Source organism: Bradyrhizobium erythrophlei, assembly GCF_042430365.1.
Taxonomy (GTDB): Bacteria; Pseudomonadota; Alphaproteobacteria; order Rhizobiales; family Xanthobacteraceae; genus Bradyrhizobium; species Bradyrhizobium erythrophlei.
The window spans coordinates 18,961-38,677 of record NZ_JBHMET010000053.1 but is presented as its reverse complement, the minus strand read 5'-3'; the positions used below and the strand labels follow the sequence as shown (position 1 = coordinate 38,677).

Here is a 19,717-nt window from a genome sequence, read left to right as displayed (position 1 = left end):
ATGAACCGCTATCATTAGGATAAAACCGCCTTCCCGGAGCTAACTGGACAGGCTCCTAGCCCTGATCGCTGCCTGTGAAAGTTTGCCAAGAGCACGCATCGGCAGCGCGACGTTCTCCGCGATTGAGAATTCCTGCAGCAGGAAATGAAACTGGAAGACGAAGCCGAACTGGGTCAACCGAACATAGGCACGCTCCTCTTCGCTCATCGTCGTGGTCGAGCGGCCGTTGACCATGACGTCGCCACTGGTCGGGAGGTCGAGGAGGCCAAGCAGATAGAGCAAGGATGACTTGCCAGACCCCGAAGGACCGGTGATCGCGATGAGCTCACGAGAGCCGATCGACAAGTCAATATCACGAACGAGTGTCACAGGGACGATGCCGGGCAGTATTTTGGTCGCGTCCCGCGCCTCGATCAGCGTTGTCGTCATGTCGCGCCCCTGATGATGTCGACTGGATTGACCCTCGCGGCAGCGCGTGCCGGAAAATACCCGGCGATGAGGCTCGAAACCAACGCGACCGAGGTCGCCATTGCATAGTGAATAATCGAGTATAGCACCGGCAAATGGTTATAGTCCGAGAACGGGCTTTTGAATTCCAGCGATGCCATCCCCCGCGTTAGGAGATAGCCGAAACCCCAACCGAGTGCCGAGCCGACCAGACCGATCGCCAGGGCTTCGATTATGAAGATCGCCTTGATGGTACGATTCCGGAATCCAAGCGATTTCAAGATCGCGATATCACGAGTCTTTTCGCGCGTGATGGTCGATATGATGTTGTAGGTCCCAAAGCTCGCGACCAGGAGAATCGCGCTCACGATCGTGTACATCAGCACGTTCCGGATGGTGATGGCGGAAAGCAGGTCCTCCTGAGCTTCCTGCCACGAGATCGATCTGTAGCCGGTCTGCTCGCCGATGCGCTCGCTGATCAGGCGCGCGTCCATCGGGTTGCGCGCGCGAACACGGATCTCGTTCACGACGCCGGTCTGATTCTCAAGGGTCTGCGCGGAGCGCAGCAGGACGTAACCTGTCGTTTCGTCGGTCGCGCGGAAACCCGAATGGAAGGTGCCGACCACTGTTGCTGTCAGGGTGATACCTTCGGCGGAAACCAGCGTGATGTTGGAGTTAACGTGTGCGCCGATCTTGCGAGCGAGCCGGTCGCCGAGCAGGATCGCGCTGGACGCGCGATAGAGCGAGGTCAGGCGTCCTTCGCGCATGTGGGTGGCAAGGTTGGAAACGTTCGCCTCGGTGCGCGGATCGATGCCGATCACGGAGACCGTCAGGCTGCGCCCGGCGAAGCGCAGAATGGCCTTCGACTGTACCGAGGGCGTGAGCGTGCCCGGCACCCACGTCTGCAAAGAAGCGATCGTCGCCATCGGATTCTTGATGCCCGGTCGCCGCACTTCCGGCGTGAGGCCGTGGAACTCCACTGCGGAGTAGACGAGGTCGGCAGGTTGGGGCGTCGGCTCGCGCAATTCGTCGGTGACGGAGATGTGCGGTAATGCATCGACGAGCGTAGAGATGAAGTCGTTCTGCGAGCCCTCCATCAGCGCGGCCATCATGATAGAAAATCCGACGCCGGTGACGACGCCGGCCATAGCTACCAGCGTCTGGCGTGCGCGGTAGGTGATATGCATCCACGCGATGGCCAGGATCAGTTTCATGGCTCTGCCGTGTCCACCATCCGCACCCGGACTTGCCGACGTTTCACGATGTTGGCCGTCGCGGGCGATGCGACCGTTTCGTCTTGTTCAAGGCCTGCCACGATCTCGACATTGCTGGTGCCGCGAATGCCGGTCTCGACCCTGCGCAGGGCCGGGCGACTATCCTTGACGACCAGGACGTCGTGACCGACGAGGGTATTGGCCGGGACAACCAGGGCATTCTGTTTTTCACGAGCGACGATATTGGCTTCCACGCTCATGCCGACGTGGAGCGGGGTGTCGTCGGGTAATCCGATCCGGACCCGGAAGGTCTTGGCCACCGGGTCGCCGGCGGGGGTGATCTCCTTGACAAAGCCCGGCAGCACCTTCCCGGCAAAGGCGTCCGTGCGCAACAAGACCTTCAGTCCGGGCGAGATGCGCGGCACGTCCTCCTCGTTGACCTCGGCGACGACCCAGAGCGGCTTTGCGAGCCCGATGCGATAGAGGATCGTTCCGGGATCGACCATGTCGCCAATTTCACCGTCCTCGCGGAGCACTGTGCCATCCATCGGAGCGACAATCTCGTAGTATCGCAACCGTTGCGCCTGTGCGGCAATCTGCGCTTGGATGCGCGCAAGGTCGCTTGCGGCCTTTTGTTGGTTTTGCGAGGTCGTCGCACCGCGGGCGAGCAGTCGCGATTGCCGGTCGAATTCCTGCTGTTGGTAGTCCTCCAGCGCCCGCAGGTCGTTCAGCGTCGCCTGAGCTTCGGTGTCGTCGAGCCGCGCCAGGCGCTCTCCTTTCTTGACCGCTCTGCCTTCGCAGCGGCAGCGTTCGATGATGCGACCACGCACCAGCGGCGTGAGGCGCGACCAAGTCTCGGGCTCGACTGATCCGGTAGCATAAACGATCTCGGCCACTGCGCCACGGGTGACGCGCACGACCGTGATTTCAGGGCCGCGCAGATACCACCAGGCAACGGTGGCTGCTGTCACGATCAGTAAAAGGCCGCCGATCAGCTTCCAGCCGAACCTCGACGGTCCTGCTGCGTCCTTCGCCGGCGGTTCCGGCGCCAGGACCGATCGCAGCTGTACGTTCATTGCCGTTCGACCTCACCCATCATCATCGCCTCGGTCCTAGGCGCAGGTGCAATATAGGCGGCTGGCCCCGTCAAGCCTCTCAGGCAGCGGCTGTCGAGGCTTCGTCTGGCTCGAGCTCGCGCGCAAAGAGCCTGAGCTCGATCTTGCCGAGAGCTTGCGCAGTTTCGATCGCGAAGATCGTGTTCTCAGCGGCGCGCTCAGTAACTCCTTTCATCCACGTCTGGGTGCTCGTGATCTGTTGAGCGGCCGAGGCCGTGCCGCTGATATTCCGGAGCAGCTCAAGCGCTCGCGTTGATTCGATCTGCACCTGCTCGAGCCAGTGTCGGTGAGCTTCGACGAGCTTTTCCGAGAACTCCGCCTGCACCGCGATTACACGCTTGGCGAAGTTGCGAGCTGCGTCCCCTGCAGTGCCATTGCCGCGACCCACATTTGCCTGCGTCATTACCGCTCTCCTAGAGGCTTTTGGAATCTTCGCACGATGACGACCGGGTCACCTTGACCTGTGTCAACCGAGCATTAGCGGCGCCTGGAAGATCTGCTTGAGATCAGTAGGCGAGAATTGGTGTTTCCAGGAGGTGATCGTTCACCATCGCAACGCCCGGAATCGCTTCAGCGGCGACGCGGATCGCCGTGCGTTCATCAGCAGACGGAGCAAAGCCCCATAGGTCGACCACCCCATTCTTTACGGTGGCGTTCAGGTTGAAAGTGTGGACCCACGGTTGCTTTTTGAGCTCGTCCAGCAGCTTCTGCCGGATGATTGAATCGGGAGGTGAAATCTCGAGCTTCGGTCGGGCGCTCGCGACCGCCTGGACCAGGTTGGCCCGGCTGACGATACCGACGAACTGGCCGACTTTGTTGATGATCGGAACACTCTTGATCTGGTGCTTTTCGAGCAGCATCGCGATTTCGTGCAACGGTGTCTCGGGAAGGGCCGTCACGACTTGCCGGGTCATGATGTCGCTGACCTTGACGGCGTGCGACTTGACGTAATCGGCGGCCATTTGTGCGTCACCGGTTAACAGACGTAGCCACCAAGAATAGGGGCGCTCGGTTCCTGCCTCGGTTCGATGCAGCAGGTCGCCTTCCGTGACGATGCCGACAAGTTTGCCATCGCCATCGACGACGGGAACCGCGCTGATGCGGTGCTCCAGCAGGGTCTTGGCGACCTGTCGGACGGTTGCGGTCGTGCCGGCTGTGGTCACGGGAGAAATCATCACGTCGCGTGCTTGCATGACCAACCTCCAATGTTACTTATCAATCTTGGCAGGGTACCGGCTCGTCAGAATTGACCGGGATCAAGGCCGTTTCCGTCAGGGGACCGCAAAATTTGCGCCAACGACGGAGGACAAGCTCAATGACCAGAATTCCCCATGATGCCCTGGTGATCGTTGGTGATGGCCGGAAGGCGCTGTTCCTTCGCAACGAAGGCGACGAGGCATATCCGAACCTGAAGGCGCAGGCTGTCTTCGAAGATCAAAATCCGCCCACTCGTGAACAGGGCAGCGATCGCCCCGGGCGCGTACGCCAGGTGTTGGGGCCAAGAAGCGCAGTCGAGGGCACTGACTGGCACGATCTGGGTGAACATCGTTTCATAAAGCGTGTGGCGGAAGCTGCGGAGAAGATTGTCCGCCGCGGAGGTGTCAAAGCGCTCGTTATCGTTGCACCGATCCGCACGCTGGCCGAGCTTCGCCTAGCCGTCCACCCCGACGTGAAGCGCCACATTGTGGCGGAGGTCGCGAAAGAGTTGACCAGGCATCCTGTCGGCGAAATCGAGAAGCATTTGCTAGGACACACCACATGTGCCGCGCGCCTGACATAATGTCTGCCGGCATATGTTGCGTTCCACGAAAGAGGCGCAGTGGGCCTACCGATGAGGTAGACGAAGCGCCGGGCTTCACCAATGAGCACCAAGTCGACATCGAGCGCGATCAACCCCTCGGCGAGAGCGAGCCGGTGGAAGGAGACCGGTGTGAACTGCGGGAGCCGCCGGCCTTTGACGAGTGATCGATCGGGCGGCACTAAGCAGGTCCGGATCGGCTCTCGTTAGAAGACAAATGACGCAATGCGGCCGGCCAGAGGCCGGCCGTGGTGAGGCAGACGATCAAGGGAATCTTGGTCGAGGTAATCACTACTCATCTGCGGTAGAAACAAACCGCTCAGTGACCACGCGCTGCTGACGAAAAAATGCCCCAGACGGCAGATGCAATCCGGAGCAGTCGGGGAGTCGCTGGAGGATCAGGCGGCCTTCACAGAAATCTTCTTTTCCGGCTTGACCGCCTCGGGTTTCTTGGGAAGCGTCACCGTGAGCACGCCCTTGGTGAACGACGCCTCTATCTTGTCGACGTCCACGCCTTGCGGTACTGCAAGGGATCGCTCGAATGAGCCGAAGTGGCGTTCCTGCAGATAGTAGTCCTTCTTCTGCTCTTCCCTTTCTTCGCGCTTCTCTCCCTTGATCGTCAGGGTTTCGTTGGCAACCATCACTTCGACGTTCTTCTCGTCCATGCCGGGCAGCTCTGCCGTGATCTCGTAGGCGTTGTCTTTCTCAACAACGTCGACGGCCGGCGCAGTGGGCCAGGCAATCTGGCGCTGAGCGAACGGCACGATGTCGAAGATCGAGTTGCGGAAGGGCGAGCGCCAGAAACCACGATCGAAGTCGTCGAACAAGCGGTTCATTTCGCTCCGCAGGCTTTCAAATGGACGCCACGCCGGCGAAACAGCTGTCGCTTTATCATCGGCCCTGACAGGAATCTTGCTTGCATTGTCAGCCATTTTCCCGACCTCATGTGCTGGATTAAGTTGACAGTGAAAGAATAGATCCGTCCAAGGAAGCATCTTTTGCGACAGATCAAATCTGGCGCGTTCGGGCGGCCCTCAACCTTGCTTAGTTCGGCGGGGGGAAAGCGGCTGAGGAGCCTCTGGCACGGCCGTCAATGCGACATGATCGTCGGCACGGCCATGCATTGCAGCATATCCCGTGTCACGCCGCCGAGAATCCTCTCCTGCAGGCGGGAGTGCCCATAGCCGCCCATCACCAGCAGATCAAGGCGTTGATCCGCCGCGACGGACAGGATGGTTGGCTGAATTTCGGAATGCCGCGCCGGAAATCTCACAATCCTTGCAGGCAGGCCGACCCGCGCAAGATGCTGGACCAGTCGTTCAGGGCTGGCCTCCTCGTGGATGGTCCCTGAGTTCTCGATCGTGATGATCGTGAGCGCCTCAGCCTTCTCGATCAGTGGCATCGCGTCTCGGAATGCACGGCTGGCGAGACGGCTTCCGTCCCAACAGATCCCGATGCGCCTTGGCGCAAAAGACCCGCGGAACGTGTAGGGTATGAATAGGACGGGTCCGCCTGATTGGAACAGGAGTTCCCTGGAAAGGTCATTATCGAACGTGGATAGTTCCAAATCGGGTTGCAATGCAATCGTGAGATCATGAAGCCGCGCGGCGGCGCTCGCGATGGTGAGTGCCTCCGCCGGAATGGCGCTAATCGTACGACAGTGGTAGAGCAGCCCCGCGTTCCTGGCTTCCGTCTCAAATACGCTAATTGCAATCTCTGCGCGCTCGACCGCACGAATGCGCTCATCCTCGAAGACCATTGGCGTGGCTGGGATCCCGACTGCCCCGATCGGAACATGGGTCGGCTCGTAGCCAATCGCCAATGCGTCGACATGGGCGCTGCAGGCCATAGCCATGAAGATCGAGCCGTCAACGGCCGGCCGGACCGGACGTTCGGAAGGGATGAGTGCCAGCAAGTTCCTGAACATGGGTACTCCTTTGACCAGCCGGGAGTGGGATAGGAGCAGGGATGGAGCTTCGGCGTATTGATCCAGGTCAGGAAGTGCCACTTGCTTGCGGTTGACGCATATCAAACGCGGGCGAGGTCATTGCTGCAGAATTGCAAGCGTAGCCGCCAAGTTCGACGGAGCATGTTATGTTAGCGACTGACGTCATGCGCACCTCGTTCACGACGACGAAACCGGGCGCGCCGTTACTCAATGCCGTCCGCCTCTTGCTGGAGACCGGTCAACGCGGCTTGCCGGTGCTCGACGACACCGGGTCGCTGGTTGGCGTGATCTCCGAGGGCGATTTTCTTCATCGTCGCGAGCTTGGCGTGCATTGCCCCGAGGGGTTCTGGTTCGAATGGCTGCTCGGAAGAGAGGAAGGGCAGCTTGCCCGCGAGCGGACTCGAGCCCTTCGGGTTGATGCCGTGATGAGCCGCAAGCCCGTTTGCGTCGACGAGAATGCCAGGGTGGACGAGATCGTCGCCGAAATGGACAGTCATCAGATCTCGCAGGTGCTGGTGCTCCGCGACCGGCGGGTCGTTGGCATCGTTGGTCGCTCGCAGTTGCTCGCAGCGCTCGAGCGAAGTCTCAGCAACTCGACAACTTCAGGTCTGTGCTAATGATGCCGACATCGTGGACCACGCCTTGATCAGGATCAAATCGTACGGGTTCTGGTGTGTTCAGAATAGGCTTCGATCAAATGGAGGCCTTCTGCGATGACGCGCAACATTGGACGCATCGATCAGTTCGTTAGGATCGTCATTGGCTTGGCTCTGATCGCCTACACTGTGAAGGATGGCGCGCTCGGGGAGAGTTGGCTGGTCATGGGGACGATAGGCCTGGTCCTAATCGTGACCGCCTTCTTCTCGTATTGCCCGCTCTATACGCTGTTGGGAGTGAGCACGCGGCGCAAGCCAAGTTCAGCTTGAGCAGGTTGGCAACATTTATGGGCACGAACCTGACCCTTGTCGATCTGAGGCAACGGGCTTTCAATCAAGGGTGAGGACGGCAAGGAGCAGCCGAAAAATCTCCCAGCTGGCCGCTACCAGCAATGCTCCAACGATGAGCAGACGGCCGTACCAGGAGACGATCGGACCGCTTCGACGACGCTGGCGTGGCGCGGAGTGGTCCGGCGTCGTCATCGGGGCATTGAACGCTGCTGCTCCGGTGCCGGGATCGTCGAAACTCCGCTGCTTTGGTCGCTCTGATTGATCCATTCGTCGACAAGCCGTGTGATAAACCAAAGCAAGCCTTGCATTTGGGGGAATGGATGATCTTGATGCGGATCAACCCCGGCCCCGGGGCGCCGCCACCAGCAGTCAACCGGGATCACACCGCGAGCTCGGGCTCCGCCGAATGTTCTCTCTTGGCGGCCTCGGGGATTTCCGTCATGGTGGCTTCGGTGAGCAGCAGTACGCTCGCGACTGACACCGCATTCTCCAGGGCCGTTCGGAGCACTTTTACCGGGTCGATGATGCCAGCCTCCACAAGGTCGACATATTCCTTGCGAGCCGCGTCAAAACCAAAGTTACCTTGGCCCGCCATCATCTTCGCAACGACGACGCCGCCATCGACGGCCGAGTTCTCGGCGATCTGACGGGCTGGTGCCTCCAGGGCCCGTTTCAGGATGCCGACACCGGTCTTTTCGTCGCCGCGGCAGGCCTCTTCTTCGCGATTGACCGCCTCGATGCACTTCAGAAGGGCAAGTCCGCCACCCGGTACGATGCCTTCTGCGATCGCGGCCTGGGTTGAACTGATAGCATCGTCCAGCGCCTCCTTCTTGGCCTTCATTTCGGCCTCGGTCGGAGCTCCCACCCGAATGACGGCAACGCCGCCGGACAGTTTTGCAAGCCGTTCTTCAAGCTTCTCGCGATCGTAATCGCTGGTCGTCTTCTCGATTTCACGACGGATCTGCTGGATCCGCGCTTCGACGCGGGCGCGGTCGCCATTGCTGCCGATCAGGGTCGTACTCTCCTTGTCCGCAACCACGCGGACGGCTCGGCCAAGCTGCTGGAGCGTCGCGTTCTCCAGCTTCAGCCCGAGTTCGTCCGCGATGACCTGCGCGCCGGTCAGGATCGCGATGTCCTCGAGCATGGCCTTGCGCCGGTCGCCGAAGCCCGGCGCCTTCACCGCGCAAGCCTTGAGCACGCCGCGCAACTGATTGACGATCAGCGTCGCAAGCGCTTCGCCTTCGACGTTCTCGGCGATGATCAACAGAGGTTGTCCGGACTTGGCCACCTGCTCCAGCGGCGGGATGAGATCGCGCAGCGCGCCGATCTTGTGATCGCAGAGCAGAACGAGGGGAGTTTCCAGCACCGCTTCCATCCGTTCGGCATCCGTGACGAAGTAAGGTGAGAGATACCCCCTGTCGAACTTCATGCCGTCAACGACCTCGAGCGTCGTCTCGGTTGTCTTGGATTCCTCCACGGAGATGACGCCGTCGCCGCCGACCTTCTCAACGGCGTCAGCAACAAGCGCGCCAACGGCGGAATCATTGTGGGCCGAGATGGTTGCGACCTGTGCCTTTTCTGACTTTGTCTTGACCGGCCTGGACATGGCGCGGAGGGCGTCGATCGCGGCGCGGACACCCCGGTCAAGTCCGCGCTTCAGGTCGATGGCGCTGGCGCCGGCGACGACGTTGCGAACGCCATCGGACAGAATCGCATGCGCGAGGATGGTCGCCGTACTGGTCCCATCGCCGACGACGTCGCCGGTTTTCTCGGCGGCCTGCCTGAGCACCCGTGCGCCGAGGTTCTCTTCGGGATCCGTCAGATCAAATTCCTTGGCGATGGTCACGCCGTCATTGCACACGATCGGCGCGCCCCAGTTCTTCTGAATGAGGACCGATTTGGACTTGGGCCCGAGAGTGACGCGCACCGCATCGGCTAGGAGGGTAGCGCCGCGCAGAACCTTCTCGCGGGCGGCTGAGTGAAACAGGATTTGTTTGTGTGCCATGAAGTCGCTCCGTCCGTCTTCGGCAAGGCCGCAGCAGACGTGCCGCAGCGCCATCAACCCGCGTGACAGAATAGCTGGCGCGGGACGAGGCCCGTTGATCCCAATCAAACAAGACAAGGCTTGATCTGGGGCAACTGCTTTTCGCCTCGGCCACTTGGCCCAGCTTCGACAGTGCTTCGGGCGAAGGGATCGAAATGGTCCACGAACCGAACGAGGGCAAAGCGATCCGGGTGGTCGTGAAGGAAGAACGACGATCAATGTCTTCTGGAAGGTAGGGTTGATGCCAGGAGGCTCGCCGGGTGACCGAGGATGCTGCGTGGTCCGTGACCGGCGTCATGACCATTGAGGATTTGATCACCGTCGGCTGGACCGGATGCGATTTTGTGCCGGAGAAGAACGACACAGGCTGTCCGTTCGCCTGCGCAAGTCTGGCGATAGCCAATTCACAAATAGCCTTGGGCACCAAAGTCTTTCATGAAGGCGGCCCAAAACCGAACGACAAAATTCGTGCTGATGGGCGTGGTCTCCATTCAAGAAAGGCCGGTACCACCGATTTCAGTCATAATCCTCCCAATCTGCATCGGCGAGATCGCACAGCAAATCGTGCGAGACGATCTTGGGAGCTCCGTCCAACTGCGAGTGGCTTGAAAATCCCCGTATCCAATCTCGCAGCCACCTCCCCATCGTGCGAAGAGCCTGCCGGAAGGTTTGCTGAACCAACAAGATCGACATGTTCTCCTCCATTAAGTTTATCATTGAAAGCGATCGGCCCTGAGCGCATTGATGCACATCAATCAGCACAGCAGCGACGACCGCCATCCTGTTGCGCGGGCTAGGCCGTGTCGATCTCGTCCGGCGGCAAGCCGCTTGGTCCGCTTCAAGCACGGGCATGCTGCGGACGCGGTAATTGACATCAGCTCGAGCACCCGTGTCAGTCTGGTTTCGGTACGACATAAATGAATTCCGACGTCATCACATCAACCCCCTACGCTGCATCAGATCGCGACAGCGTGGAGTCATGCGCGCGCACCTGGAGAGGACGCAGGATAGATTGACACCGAGAACCGGCCTGCCATCGGTGATGGGAGTCGTAAGTTCCCTAGGAGCGCTGGTTGCCGTCCTGGCGCTCGGTCCATTTGCGCCGGTCCTCGGCTTTGTTGCGATGCCGCGGGGCTCGCTCCAAAGGTGACGACGATCACTGTCGCCTATCTCGCAGCTGCCGCATTGCCAAGAGCCTTGCTCTTCCGAGGGGGAGCTGATCGTCTACACCCTGGGAACCGGCGAACGGGAGTATCTGGCCCGGTGCTGACGCTTGATTCACGTCAATACGGCTGCTCACGGAGACTGAGACTATTCAACTTGCTGTCTGGAGCGGCGCGTCATGATCACTAAATGCCGATGAAAGTCTCGACATGCTGGGGATGGGAGCCCACCGGCATTCCAGGCTGTGGGACAGTCTGCTGGCGGCGTGACGTGTGAGATGCTGCAGACGATGACTCTACCAACGTTGATGTCCCATCGAATGGAGGTCACCATGCGCGTCCATCAGATCATGACGAGGCCGGTCATTGCCGTCACACCCGACACGACCATTGTCGAAGCCGCGAACATCATGCTTAAGTATCGCATTAGCGGCCTTCCCGTGGTCGATGCGATGGGCAAGCTGACCGGCATCGTCTCAGAAGATGATTTCATTCGCCGCAGTGAAATCGGCACGCAGCACGGGCCCGGTCGCTGGCTGGATTTCGTTTTCAGGCCGGAGCAGTCCGCGATTGATTACATTCGCCAACATGGTCGCAAGATCTCGGAAATCATGACATCGGTGCCGGTGACCGTGACGGAGGATATGCCCCTGCCAGCAGTCGTCGATCTTATGGAAAAGAAGAACGTCAAGCGGCTACTCGTTCTCCGCGGCGATACGATCGTTGGCATAGTCACTCGCGCCAATCTGCTCCAGGCTGTGGCGAGCCTCGCTCGGCCAGTGCCCGATCCAACCGCCGCCGGCGACGACCATATTCGCAATTGCGTCATCAATGCGATCGAGAAGAACGACTGGTGTCCCTTCGGCCTGAGCGTAATCGTTCGCGACCGCATCGTCCACCTGAGCGGCATCGTCACTGAGGAGCAGGCGCGCCGGGCCGCGATCGTCGCTGCTGAGAATGTCGATGGCGTCGTGAAGGTGCATGACCAACTCCGCTGGATGGATCCGATGTCAGGGGTGACGCTGAACTCACAGGAAGACGAAGAGTCCGCAAGTGCGTCATGACCCGGACGCAACGAATTTGTGCGTATATCGTTAGCGGCACTGAAAATAAGTCTGGCAGCATAATCCGGTGCTGCCGCGGTTGCGGAGTCAGCCTGCCTTCGGATCGCGCAGCGACCCCTTCAGTGCGCAGTTGAATGGACCAGGATGACCGTATTCTCGACGTTCTTAACCAACGGCCGCGCAAGCTGGAAGCCGACAGAGAGAGACTTTCCAGCGCCGTTAAGTTGACTGCGGTCCACGCGCCGCCTCGGTGCCCGATCTTGCGGCCGTCCGCCCTTTGACAACTATAGCGCAGCCGTCGCCAACGTCTCCCGATCTTTACAATACCGGCTAAGATGCGAAGCTTGGCGGTCGGGCGCGAACGACGAGGACCGGGACGGCGCTGTGTGTCAGCACTTTAACGGTCTCGCTCCCAAGAACGATCGCAGAAATCCCACGCCGACCATGTGAAGCCATCACGATCAAATCGCAGATCTTCTGTGCTGCCGTATCAATGATGGCACGGTACGCGTGTTCGTGCTCAACACGCATAGTGTCGCAGCTAATTCCAGCTGCCTTTGCGACTTCCGTTGCAGCACTGAGATCTTTGGCGGCGAGATTCGCCGCGTGTTTTTCGTATTGTTCAGGTGTATCGGTGACCATACCGGGCTCGACCGCGAACACGTGAAAGGGCGCCGTTACCGTCATGACGGTGACTTTGGCGTTGACCGACCTCGCCAAAGCGATACCGTGCTCAATCGCCTTCCGCGACAGCTCTGAGCCATCGGTGGGGATGAGGATGTGTTCGTACATGAATTCCTCCCTAATTCTTCTCCCTAATTTCTTTGATCGCCTTTTCTAGCCGGAGGTCGCCCGTCAATATGGCCGTTCTATGCGTCTGGCCCTATGATGTAGATCAAAGATGGCGACACCTCCGCCCCGCGTACCCCCGTCACCAATGCAACACGCGTCATACAGTTGACCCCCGCATATCTCCGTGGCCGGCAGATCCATCGGCCATTCAGTGCAAAATCAGCACCGGGACGATCTCGCCGCCAGGGGCAGAGCGATCTACATGGACGGAATTCCCGAGGCCAACATCGCGTCCTGCTATGCCTGTCACGGTCCGAGTTGCGAGGGTGTGCGGGATATCCCGCGTTTCGGAGGCCTGGCCTATACCTATCTGAAGCCGCGCCTCGAGCAATGGGGACAAGGCTACCAGACGGGCGTGGGCACTCCGGTGCCTATCGTCGCTCGTTCGTTGGGGCCTGCTGAAATCGAGGCGCTCGCTTCCTACCTCAGCTTTGTTAAGTTAGCCGTCGCCGTAATAGCTCGCTCCAAAGCTCTGATGGCATCGCCCGCCTCGTGCGCGCCATCAGATCGCGCGGCGGCCGGGTCTTGATCACGTGATAAGCTTCAGCTCTTGAACCTCACTATGTCGATTGTATCCGCGTTCTCGCAATACTCCACATAGTTCGTCGCAGCAGTGCCGGCGGCCAGCTCCTCGTGGCAGCGGCGCTTGTGTGTACAGAACGAACAAACGCGCTCCATGTCGCGCAACAAGGCCGGCTGCGCACGCCGCAATGCCGTTTCGTCGATGCCAAGTGCCGTGAGCGTATACGGTAACTCGTTCGCGCTCTGCGAGCCCTGCCGCACCAACCTCTCGAGATCGGCGGGCGTCACGTTGAGCTCGCGCGCAACCCGCTCCAGCTCGCCCGGATCGGCTGCGAACTCCATCAGCTCATTCAACTCTCGACGCTGCTTGAGCCAGTGGCCGAACAGTTCGATGACTTTCGTGACGAAAGGATAAGGTTCGTGCTGGGTTGTCGTCATCGCACCCTCCATCCTCTGAGATTTAGTTCTGGCCAGCTGCGCCGGCAGGTAGGGTCCCTTTGAGACAATGAGCGGGGATTCTTGCACACCGGTGATAGTCGCAGATGTCGCGTCGAGAGATATTGCGATGGATCAATAAGATGGGGACGGCTCAGGCTTGGCGGGCGATCGCGGATTGCGTGCGGGCCACGATCGTCGTCTCAATCACTGGGCCCAATTTGGCTTTTCATCGCCGCACGATGCACTCGAATATCCCGCTAACCTCAGGCGCTTCGTAGTGGCTATGCGGAAGTAGGGCCTGCCCGAGTAGTCAACGCGTAGTTTCGGAATTGCGAGCCGCCTTGGTCCTCCAAATCCGTTTGATAGGCCAACTTGAAAGTATTGACCTCCTTGTCCCCACCAGACTCGTAGGTCGCTTTGCGGCACACAAAGATCAGAGTCTCCGAGAGGGACGCCCGCGAACGGACGCGTGGCCCCGAGGCTTGGCTGAGGGCCTCAGCGTCGCGGGCAGTATGCGGGTCCAATGGGGGAGGGTCGTCAGATACACCGACAACAGAATTGATCCAATGAGCAATATCATCATGGCAATTTTGGGTTCCACCATGGCGCAAACTCCTGACTTTGGCTCAAGAGCCTGGCTTGAGGCCGCCGACACGCATTGATCCTCGTCAAAGTGGAGCCGCGGCTTCAGGAAACGCGGCGCCCTCCCGTCAGTCCTGCTCGAGCGCTCTTCTGAGCTTCCGCAGAATGACGCCGCGCGCGCGATCGTCCGCCGCAGCTTCGATGCGAGCGTTGATGTTCAGGATCAGCTTTGACATATCGTTGTGCCAATCGAGGTTGACCACGGAGTCGGGCGCAAGTCTGCGCTTATGGGAAACGTCGATCGGCGTCGGCGCGGCTGTCGAAAGTTCGTAGACGTCATCGAGAAGGGGGGTGAAGATCTGCGACGTCGGGATGGTACGCTCGGCGATCCTGTCGATGAGGCCCTTCAGGGCGGGTTCTTCGCCGTGGGTCAGGAATATGCCTCGCCGGATCGGACGCCGGGCAGCGATCCAACGTGCAAGCTCGGGGCCGTCAGCGTGGCCGGAATACTCGTCGAGATAGCGGATCCGGGCTCCGACCTTGATCTCCTCGCCCTGGATCCGTACGGCCTTGGCGCCATCATGCAGAAACCGACCGAGCGTTCCGTGAGCCTGGAAGCCGACCAGGAGTACGGTCGCATCAGTTCGCCATAGCCACCGCTTGAGGTGGTGTCGAATCCGGCCGGCATCGCACATGCCGCTGGCCGCAATGATGATGTGGAAGCCGGACAGTCTTGCGATCGATTTGCTCTCGTCGACGGTTTTCGTGAAGTGGAGTTGTGGCGAACCGAACAGCCGCTCAAGATCAACTTCCGGATCAAGGGCCGCCGCATTGCGCCGGAACACTTCTGTGGCCCGGATCGCAAGCGGGGAATCGAGGAAGATCGGCGCAGATGGGATCTTGCCTTCCTGCATGAGCTGGACCAAATCGATGATTAGTTCCTGCGTGCGTTCAACGGCAAATGCGGGAATGAGCAGGGCGCCTCTGGCGGCCGCCGCATCGCGCACCTCGGTTGCCAGATGCGCTCGTCGCGTCGCAGCTGTCGTGGGCGGCCGGTCAGTATCGCCATAGGTCGATTCGGCAATGACGTAGTCGAGATCCACAGGGGCTTCGGGATCGGGCTGCAGCAGTTTGGCGTCCGGACCAAGATCGCCGGAGACAAGGACCCGCAATGGTTGGCCGGACTTGCCTTCACCCTCAAATTCGATCTCGATGGATGCGGAGCCCAGCAAATGGCCGGCGTTCCAATACCGGGCTCGCACACCTTCTTTGATGGGTTCGTACCAAGTCTGATAGTCTACGGGACGAAAGGCGTCGAGTGTGGCAATCGCGTCAGCCTGCGTGTAGATCGGTTCGACTTCGCGACGTCCGCGCGCCGTGTTGCGACGGTTGAGCGCCGTGACCTCCGCCTCCTGAATGCTGCCGGCGTCCGGAAGCATGTAGGAGCAGAGGTCGATCGTGCCCCGCGTCGCCATGATGGGGCCGCGAAATCCTTCGCGCACGAGCTTCGGGAGTAGGCCGCTGTGGTCAATATGCGCATGGGTCAGCAGCACCGCGGCGATATCCTGGGCCCGAAATGGAAGTGCGCCGTAGTTCAGCGCTTTCAGGGTCTTGGGACCCTGGAACAGGCCGCAATCGACCAGGAGCTGCTGGTCGCGGAATTTGAACAGATAGCACGACCCCGTCACCGTGCGGGCTGCGCCGCAGAATTGAAGGCTTACGTTCATCGTCTCTCCCAGGTTCGGACGGCTAGCACGGTTCGGCGCCGCTTCGTCGCATCACGGCCAGCCAGCTGTTTCTTGTCTTGTCGGATGCGGTCTCGATCGAGCCGAACATCGTCGTCCGCATCGGCGAAAAGCCGACAAACCTGAACACGTTCCGGCTGAGTGCGCGTATGCCGTGGCTGCAGAAGAACGTCCGGTAGAGCCACGCGGGCATGCCCATCGTGACAACAATGTGCGCAGATCGGCCGGTCAGCAGCTTCTTTGCCCCAAATGCTTCGTAAGCAAAGGCGACACCGGGTCGCATTGTCTGCTCAAGGAAGGCCTTGACCAAGGCCGGAGCGGTACCGAGCCAGAGTGGAAATACAAGAACAAGATGATCCGCAGCAATGATTGCGTCGGTGGCCGGCTTGAGAGCCACCGGCACGACACCCGAGTTGAAATCTTCCGCCGTTTGCAGCAGCGGAAAATTGATCCGGGCGATATCGACGCGAACAACCGTATGTCCAGCCTGGATAGCTGCCTCGGCGTAGGCGTCGGCCAGGGCATGGCACAAGTGGGAGCGGCAGCAATCCGGGTGCCCCTGGATGATGACAATGTTACGGGACATGCTGATTGCCCGGAGAGGAAATCGCATAGCCGGGGTTTTTGCCGGCCATGGATACCGCCAGATCGAAATTAGACTGTTCGAAGGCATGGATGCGGTAAAGCGGCTCGCCGGCTTCCACACGGTCACCCAACTTCTTATACACCTTGATGCCGGCGCCCTTGTCGAGAGGCGCGCCCGCCGTTCGGGCTATCCGATTGAGATGAAGACAGTCGATCGTGGAGACGAAGCCATCAACGGTCGAGCGGACATCGGCGGCGACGTCGCCGACTTCGTTGCGGCAATGTGTCGGTCCCTGTGCTTCGATAATCTTCTGCATCTGGCGCAAGGCCGCGCCGCTTTCGAGCAGCTCGAGTGCCCGCAAATAGCCGACGCCTCCGCGCAAGGCGGGATCGTACTCAAGCAAATGACCAGCCAGTCGCAACGACTTCTCGCGCAGATCGTCCGGTGCGTAGGCCTCATTGGCCAGAACCGCCATCACATCCTGCGCTTCCAGTACCGGGCCAATGCCGTTTCCGATCGGTTGACTGCCGTCGGTCGTGACGACTTCCACGGCAATCCCGAAATGGTCGCCGACGAGCTCGAACAGTTTGCGCAGCCGCATTGCCTCGGCCGCGCTGGCAAGCTTTGCACTCGGCCCGATGGGTAGATCGATCAGCAGATGGGTCGATCCAGCGGCCACCTTCTTCGACATGATGGACGCCACCATCTGCTCGCGCGTGTCGAGAGCGAGCGGGCGCTCCACCGCGATCATGATATCGTCTGCGGGCGACAGGTTCACGTGGCCGCCCCACACGAGGCAGCCGTTGCAAGCCGAGACGACCTCCCGCATGCCATCGACGCCGAGGTCGACCCGGGTCAACACCTCCATCGTGTCGGCGGTGCCGGCGGGCGAGGTGATGGCACGCGAGGACGTCTTCGGAATGGTCAGGCCGTGCGCGGCGACGATGGGGACCACGATCATGGACGTCCGGTTGCCGGGAATGCCGCCGACGCAATGCTTGTCCACGACCGTCTTCGTCTGCCAGCTCAGCTGCGTGCCGGCCTTCGCCATGGCGTCGGTCAAGGCGAGTAGTTCCCCGGTCGTCATGAAGCTTGCCGAGCCAACCAGGAATGCGGCGGTTTCCATGTCTGAATAGCGGAAATGGGCGAGATCATCGATGATGGAAGCGATCTCGGGCGATGCCAGCGTCTTGCCCTTGATCTTCGCGCGCACGGCGTCGAGGCTGGCTGGAGGCGCGGCTGGCGTAACCGCCACGTAGCTGCCGGCCGGCGCTGCGAAGCGCCGAAAGGCGGGCTCGGCGATGCCAAGCTCGCCGGGACCCACCAGACTGTCATCGTCCGTCAAGAGCAGCGTCGCCAGCAACACTCTGTCATCCCGGCGCAGCTCGACGCGGCTGAAGCCGCGGAATACCTCAGGTCGCAGTGCCGTCGAGCGGCGCGAGATCACAACCAAATTCTCGCGGCCCGTGTCGAGATTGACGCGTCGAGTCTTGAGCTGCGGCCGTAGTGGCATAACGGCATTCATCGAGGGCTATCCAAACCAATCAAGCCGCCGCAAGGTATCTCGAAGTGCGCGGGATGATCTTGATCCAGATCAGGGATCGAGGACCCGCGGGCCGGGGCGGCGACGATCAGCGTTAGGCGAACAACCTAGCTTGCGAAAGGGCTCGTTGCGCACGTCTGTCTAGTCTTCGGGAGATTCCATATAGGAGTCCGCGAAGCAGAGGTGGTCGTGGACTTCCCTTACGCCCGAGGTGTTTTCCGCGAGCACAATGGTCGCCTTGCGGACCTTGTCATCGAAGATGATGCCGTGGAGGTGAACCACGCCGTTGCGCACAGTCACCCAAAAATCAGCTGGACGCCAATCGGTTTTCCGGATCTCGCGCGTGATGCGATCGCGAATGTGCTGATCATCGGCAGTGGGGTCCGGAATGTCCATCGCCAAGCTGGCGACCGCCTGGAGTATGTTGGTGCGCGTGACGATGCCAACCAGCGTCTTGCCGTTCATCACGGGCAGGCGCTTCACCCCATTCGCCTCCATGAGATGCACGAGCTCCTCCAGCGGGGTCTGCTCATCAACCGTGATGGGATTCGTGGTCATGACGTCTTCTAAGTGACGTCCGCGTTCGTGCACGAAATCGGCGGCAGCACTACCTGGTCCCGCGAGAAACTGCAGCCAGCCCGGGCGCCGCCGTCCTGTGCCGATTTCAGTTCGGCGAAGGAAGTCGCGCTCCGATACCATCCCCTTGAGCGCGCCAGTGTCATCCATCACCGGCAGGCCGCTGAAATGACAGCGCAGCATGATGTTGGCTGCATCCATGATCGAAGCGTGGGGAGTGACCGTAACGACGTCTCTTGTCATGATCTGATGAGCGCGCATGAGGTGTCCCGTCGAGAGGGGGAGCTGTGTCAGCCTGCGACCTTAATAGAGCATCTCGCAGCCGGGTTGATTTCGATCAAGATTCGAGACGGCATTTCCCAGTGACGGATGCCAGGGTTACAGGACGTTGTCCTGGCGATGCTTCGCGTGCCATTTTGGACCCGGGCCACGCATGTAATAGAGCTCCGGCCGATAGGGGTCGCGGGCCGTGTCGAGCAGCTTGCGCCATTTCGTCACGGTCGTCCTCAGATGCTGCTCAAGTACTGTCAATGATTGTCGCGCGATGGACATGGCACCCTCCTCAATGTGGTTTGCCGAGCACGAATGTAAAAGGCATCACGAAGACGTCGTCGCCAAGATCATCGCTGACGTGCAGGACCCAGCCGCGCCAATCCTCCGAGCCGCGCGACATGAGAAGCGAGTGCACCACACCGGTGGCATAGTCACGAGCCTCGGTCAGATCGGCCATCACGGCGCCACATCGATCGATCAGTGTCCCTCTGGGGTGGGAGCAGTGGAAATAGAGCTGACCCATCTTCCGTCTCCTCCAAACAAGAACCGCACCTTGGTTCGATAGCATCGAGGATGTCAGGGGAAAATTCGTGTCGATTCCCTAAGGGAAGGAACGGAGGGTATCGCCATACTAGACGGCTCGCGAGCGACATTCAGGCTGGTTGAAATATCCTTGTCGTTTGGCTCGCGAAGAGATGATCACGCGAAAGGTGCGGCACAGACCACCGATGTTTCATTAATCAAGCGGATGCTGGGGCGAATGCGCGCCGCCCCGAATAGGGTTGACCAACCCTGCCTCGGCGCGACGAGCTGATAGATTCCGTTCCGCCGCGGTCGCAACGCAAAGCCAAGTAATGTCA

The 19,717-nt window shown here is 60.2% G+C and carries 21 protein-coding genes and 1 pseudogene; 5 read left to right on the top strand and 17 right to left on the bottom strand.

From position 1 onward, the window contains the following. Positions 1 to 51: 51 nt before the first annotated feature. From ACFFWD_RS09000 to ACFFWD_RS08980, 5 genes and pseudogenes are all read right to left on the bottom strand, one after another. A pseudogene (locus tag ACFFWD_RS09000) lies at positions 52 to 429 on the bottom strand (ATP-binding cassette domain-containing protein); the annotation flags it as partial. Next, on the bottom strand, positions 426 to 1,661 hold the full coding sequence (locus ACFFWD_RS08995) for an ABC transporter permease (protein WP_376963840.1): 1,236 nt from the start codon (positions 1,659 to 1,661) through the stop codon (positions 426 to 428). The gene ACFFWD_RS08995 and the pseudogene ACFFWD_RS09000, both read right to left, overlap by 4 nt. Next, entirely contained in the window at positions 1,658 to 2,737 is a 1,080-nt protein-coding gene (locus ACFFWD_RS08990) for an efflux RND transporter periplasmic adaptor subunit (RefSeq protein ID WP_376963837.1), read from the bottom strand. Before ACFFWD_RS08990 ends, ACFFWD_RS08995 begins: the two co-directional genes overlap by 4 nt. Positions 2,738 to 2,816: 79 nt before the next feature. Next, positions 2,817 to 3,179: a hypothetical protein gene (locus tag ACFFWD_RS08985; RefSeq protein ID WP_376963834.1), complete on the bottom strand. Its 363-nt coding sequence runs from the start codon at positions 3,177 to 3,179 to the stop codon at positions 2,817 to 2,819. Between the two features lie 103 nt (positions 3,180 to 3,282). Next, on the bottom strand, positions 3,283 to 3,969 hold the full coding sequence (locus ACFFWD_RS08980) for a CBS domain-containing protein (RefSeq protein ID WP_376963831.1): 687 nt from the start codon (positions 3,967 to 3,969) through the stop codon (positions 3,283 to 3,285). A 122-nt stretch (positions 3,970 to 4,091) separates the two neighbouring features. Between ACFFWD_RS08980 and ACFFWD_RS08975 the strand changes: the two genes are divergently transcribed. Continuing rightward, positions 4,092 to 4,556 carry a baeRF12 domain-containing protein gene (locus tag ACFFWD_RS08975; RefSeq protein WP_376963828.1) on the top strand — a complete coding sequence of 155 codons (465 nt, stop codon included), beginning with the start codon at positions 4,092 to 4,094 and terminating at the stop codon, positions 4,554 to 4,556. Between the two features lie 416 nt (positions 4,557 to 4,972). On the opposite strand, the gene ACFFWD_RS08970 is transcribed toward ACFFWD_RS08975, so the two are convergent. Next, a complete protein-coding gene (locus ACFFWD_RS08970) occupies positions 4,973 to 5,506 on the bottom strand; it encodes an Hsp20/alpha crystallin family protein (RefSeq protein ID WP_376963825.1) in 534 nt (177 codons plus the stop codon). Between the two features lie 158 nt (positions 5,507 to 5,664). Continuing rightward, positions 5,665 to 6,501, bottom strand: coding sequence for a universal stress protein (locus ACFFWD_RS08965; RefSeq protein WP_376963822.1), 837 nt, complete (start codon positions 6,499 to 6,501; stop codon positions 5,665 to 5,667). A 167-nt stretch (positions 6,502 to 6,668) separates the two neighbouring features. Here ACFFWD_RS08965 and ACFFWD_RS08960 point away from each other — a divergent pair, with 167 nt between their 5' ends. Together ACFFWD_RS08960 and ACFFWD_RS08955 are read left to right on the top strand one after the other, a co-directional pair. Continuing rightward, entirely contained in the window at positions 6,669 to 7,139 is a 471-nt protein-coding gene (locus ACFFWD_RS08960; RefSeq protein ID WP_376963819.1) for a CBS domain-containing protein, read from the top strand. Between the two features lie 96 nt (positions 7,140 to 7,235). Continuing rightward, positions 7,236 to 7,448: a YgaP family membrane protein gene (locus ACFFWD_RS08955; RefSeq protein ID WP_376963816.1), complete on the top strand. Its 213-nt coding sequence runs from the start codon at positions 7,236 to 7,238 to the stop codon at positions 7,446 to 7,448. 400 nt (positions 7,449 to 7,848) lie between these two features. Here ACFFWD_RS08955 and groL read toward each other — a convergent pair whose 3' ends face one another. Further along, positions 7,849 to 9,474 carry a chaperonin GroEL gene (gene groL, locus ACFFWD_RS08950; protein ID WP_376963846.1) on the bottom strand — a complete coding sequence of 542 codons (1,626 nt, stop codon included), beginning with the start codon at positions 9,472 to 9,474 and terminating at the stop codon, positions 7,849 to 7,851. A 555-nt stretch (positions 9,475 to 10,029) separates the two neighbouring features. Next, a complete protein-coding gene (locus ACFFWD_RS08945; protein ID WP_376963813.1) occupies positions 10,030 to 10,206 on the bottom strand; it encodes a hypothetical protein in 177 nt (58 codons plus the stop codon). Positions 10,207 to 11,008: 802 nt separating this feature from the next. On the opposite strand from ACFFWD_RS08945, the gene ACFFWD_RS08940 reads away from it, so the two are divergent. After that, entirely contained in the window at positions 11,009 to 11,740 is a 732-nt protein-coding gene (locus ACFFWD_RS08940; protein ID WP_376963810.1) for a CBS domain-containing protein, read from the top strand. A 330-nt stretch (positions 11,741 to 12,070) separates the two neighbouring features. On the opposite strand, the gene ACFFWD_RS08935 is transcribed toward ACFFWD_RS08940, so the two are convergent. Then, positions 12,071 to 12,532, bottom strand: coding sequence for a universal stress protein (locus tag ACFFWD_RS08935; RefSeq protein WP_376963807.1), 462 nt, complete (start codon positions 12,530 to 12,532; stop codon positions 12,071 to 12,073). A gap of 184 nt (positions 12,533 to 12,716) precedes the next feature. Between ACFFWD_RS08935 and ACFFWD_RS08930 the strand changes: the two genes are divergently transcribed. Further along, a complete protein-coding gene (locus ACFFWD_RS08930; RefSeq protein WP_376963804.1) occupies positions 12,717 to 13,121 on the top strand; it encodes a c-type cytochrome in 405 nt (134 codons plus the stop codon). Positions 13,122 to 13,135: 14 nt separating this feature from the next. On the opposite strand, the gene ACFFWD_RS08925 is transcribed toward ACFFWD_RS08930, so the two are convergent. From ACFFWD_RS08925 to ACFFWD_RS08895, 7 genes are all read right to left on the bottom strand, one after another. Further along, positions 13,136 to 13,552: a hypothetical protein gene (locus ACFFWD_RS08925; protein ID WP_376963801.1), complete on the bottom strand. Its 417-nt coding sequence runs from the start codon at positions 13,550 to 13,552 to the stop codon at positions 13,136 to 13,138. Positions 13,553 to 14,262: 710 nt separating this feature from the next. After that, positions 14,263 to 15,861, bottom strand: a complete 1,599-nt coding sequence (locus ACFFWD_RS08920; protein WP_376963798.1) for an MBL fold metallo-hydrolase — start codon at positions 15,859 to 15,861, stop codon at positions 14,263 to 14,265. 22 nt (positions 15,862 to 15,883) lie between these two features. Further along, positions 15,884 to 16,465, bottom strand: coding sequence for an NAD(P)H-dependent oxidoreductase (locus ACFFWD_RS08915; protein WP_376963795.1), 582 nt, complete (start codon positions 16,463 to 16,465; stop codon positions 15,884 to 15,886). Next, positions 16,455 to 17,990, bottom strand: a complete 1,536-nt coding sequence (locus tag ACFFWD_RS08910; protein WP_376963792.1) for a thymidine phosphorylase family protein — start codon at positions 17,988 to 17,990, stop codon at positions 16,455 to 16,457. The genes ACFFWD_RS08915 and ACFFWD_RS08910 overlap by 11 nt, the downstream gene beginning before the upstream one ends. A gap of 159 nt (positions 17,991 to 18,149) precedes the next feature. Then, the gene (locus ACFFWD_RS08905) at positions 18,150 to 18,845 is read right to left on the bottom strand and encodes a CBS domain-containing protein (protein ID WP_376963789.1); all 696 of its coding nucleotides are present in this window, start codon (positions 18,843 to 18,845) and stop codon (positions 18,150 to 18,152) included. A 117-nt stretch (positions 18,846 to 18,962) separates the two neighbouring features. Further along, positions 18,963 to 19,136, bottom strand: a complete 174-nt coding sequence (locus ACFFWD_RS08900) for a hypothetical protein (RefSeq protein WP_376963787.1) — start codon at positions 19,134 to 19,136, stop codon at positions 18,963 to 18,965. A gap of 10 nt (positions 19,137 to 19,146) precedes the next feature. Next, positions 19,147 to 19,380, bottom strand: a complete 234-nt coding sequence (locus tag ACFFWD_RS08895; protein WP_376963784.1) for a DUF6894 family protein — start codon at positions 19,378 to 19,380, stop codon at positions 19,147 to 19,149. Between the last annotated feature and the right edge of the window lie 337 nt (positions 19,381 to 19,717).

Coding starts and splice junctions, on each gene's coding strand:
- ACFFWD_RS08995 (WP_376963840.1), bottom strand. CDS start 1,661: ATGAAACTGATCCTGGCCATCGCGTGGATGCATATCACCTACCGCGCA.
- ACFFWD_RS08990 (WP_376963837.1), bottom strand. CDS start 2,737: ATGAACGTACAGCTGCGATCGGTCCTGGCGCCGGAACCGCCGGCGAAG.
- ACFFWD_RS08985 (WP_376963834.1), bottom strand. CDS start 3,179: ATGACGCAGGCAAATGTGGGTCGCGGCAATGGCACTGCAGGGGACGCA.
- ACFFWD_RS08980 (WP_376963831.1), bottom strand. CDS start 3,969: ATGCAAGCACGCGACGTGATGATTTCTCCCGTGACCACAGCCGGCACG.
- ACFFWD_RS08975 (WP_376963828.1), top strand. CDS start 4,092: ATGACCAGAATTCCCCATGATGCCCTGGTGATCGTTGGTGATGGCCGG.
- ACFFWD_RS08970 (WP_376963825.1), bottom strand. CDS start 5,506: ATGGCTGACAATGCAAGCAAGATTCCTGTCAGGGCCGATGATAAAGCG.
- ACFFWD_RS08965 (WP_376963822.1), bottom strand. CDS start 6,501: ATGTTCAGGAACTTGCTGGCACTCATCCCTTCCGAACGTCCGGTCCGG.
- ACFFWD_RS08960 (WP_376963819.1), top strand. CDS start 6,669: ATGTTAGCGACTGACGTCATGCGCACCTCGTTCACGACGACGAAACCG.
- ACFFWD_RS08955 (WP_376963816.1), top strand. CDS start 7,236: ATGACGCGCAACATTGGACGCATCGATCAGTTCGTTAGGATCGTCATT.
- groL (WP_376963846.1), bottom strand. CDS start 9,474: ATGGCACACAAACAAATCCTGTTTCACTCAGCCGCCCGCGAGAAGGTT.
- ACFFWD_RS08945 (WP_376963813.1), bottom strand. CDS start 10,206: ATGTCGATCTTGTTGGTTCAGCAAACCTTCCGGCAGGCTCTTCGCACG.
- ACFFWD_RS08940 (WP_376963810.1), top strand. CDS start 11,009: ATGCGCGTCCATCAGATCATGACGAGGCCGGTCATTGCCGTCACACCC.
- ACFFWD_RS08935 (WP_376963807.1), bottom strand. CDS start 12,532: ATGTACGAACACATCCTCATCCCCACCGATGGCTCAGAGCTGTCGCGG.
- ACFFWD_RS08925 (WP_376963801.1), bottom strand. CDS start 13,552: ATGACGACAACCCAGCACGAACCTTATCCTTTCGTCACGAAAGTCATC.
- ACFFWD_RS08920 (WP_376963798.1), bottom strand. CDS start 15,861: ATGAACGTAAGCCTTCAATTCTGCGGCGCAGCCCGCACGGTGACGGGG.
- ACFFWD_RS08915 (WP_376963795.1), bottom strand. CDS start 16,465: ATGTCCCGTAACATTGTCATCATCCAGGGGCACCCGGATTGCTGCCGC.
- ACFFWD_RS08910 (WP_376963792.1), bottom strand. CDS start 17,990: ATGAATGCCGTTATGCCACTACGGCCGCAGCTCAAGACTCGACGCGTC.
- ACFFWD_RS08905 (WP_376963789.1), bottom strand. CDS start 18,845: ATGCGCGCTCATCAGATCATGACAAGAGACGTCGTTACGGTCACTCCC.
- ACFFWD_RS08900 (WP_376963787.1), bottom strand. CDS start 19,136: ATGTCCATCGCGCGACAATCATTGACAGTACTTGAGCAGCATCTGAGG.
- ACFFWD_RS08895 (WP_376963784.1), bottom strand. CDS start 19,380: ATGGGTCAGCTCTATTTCCACTGCTCCCACCCCAGAGGGACACTGATC.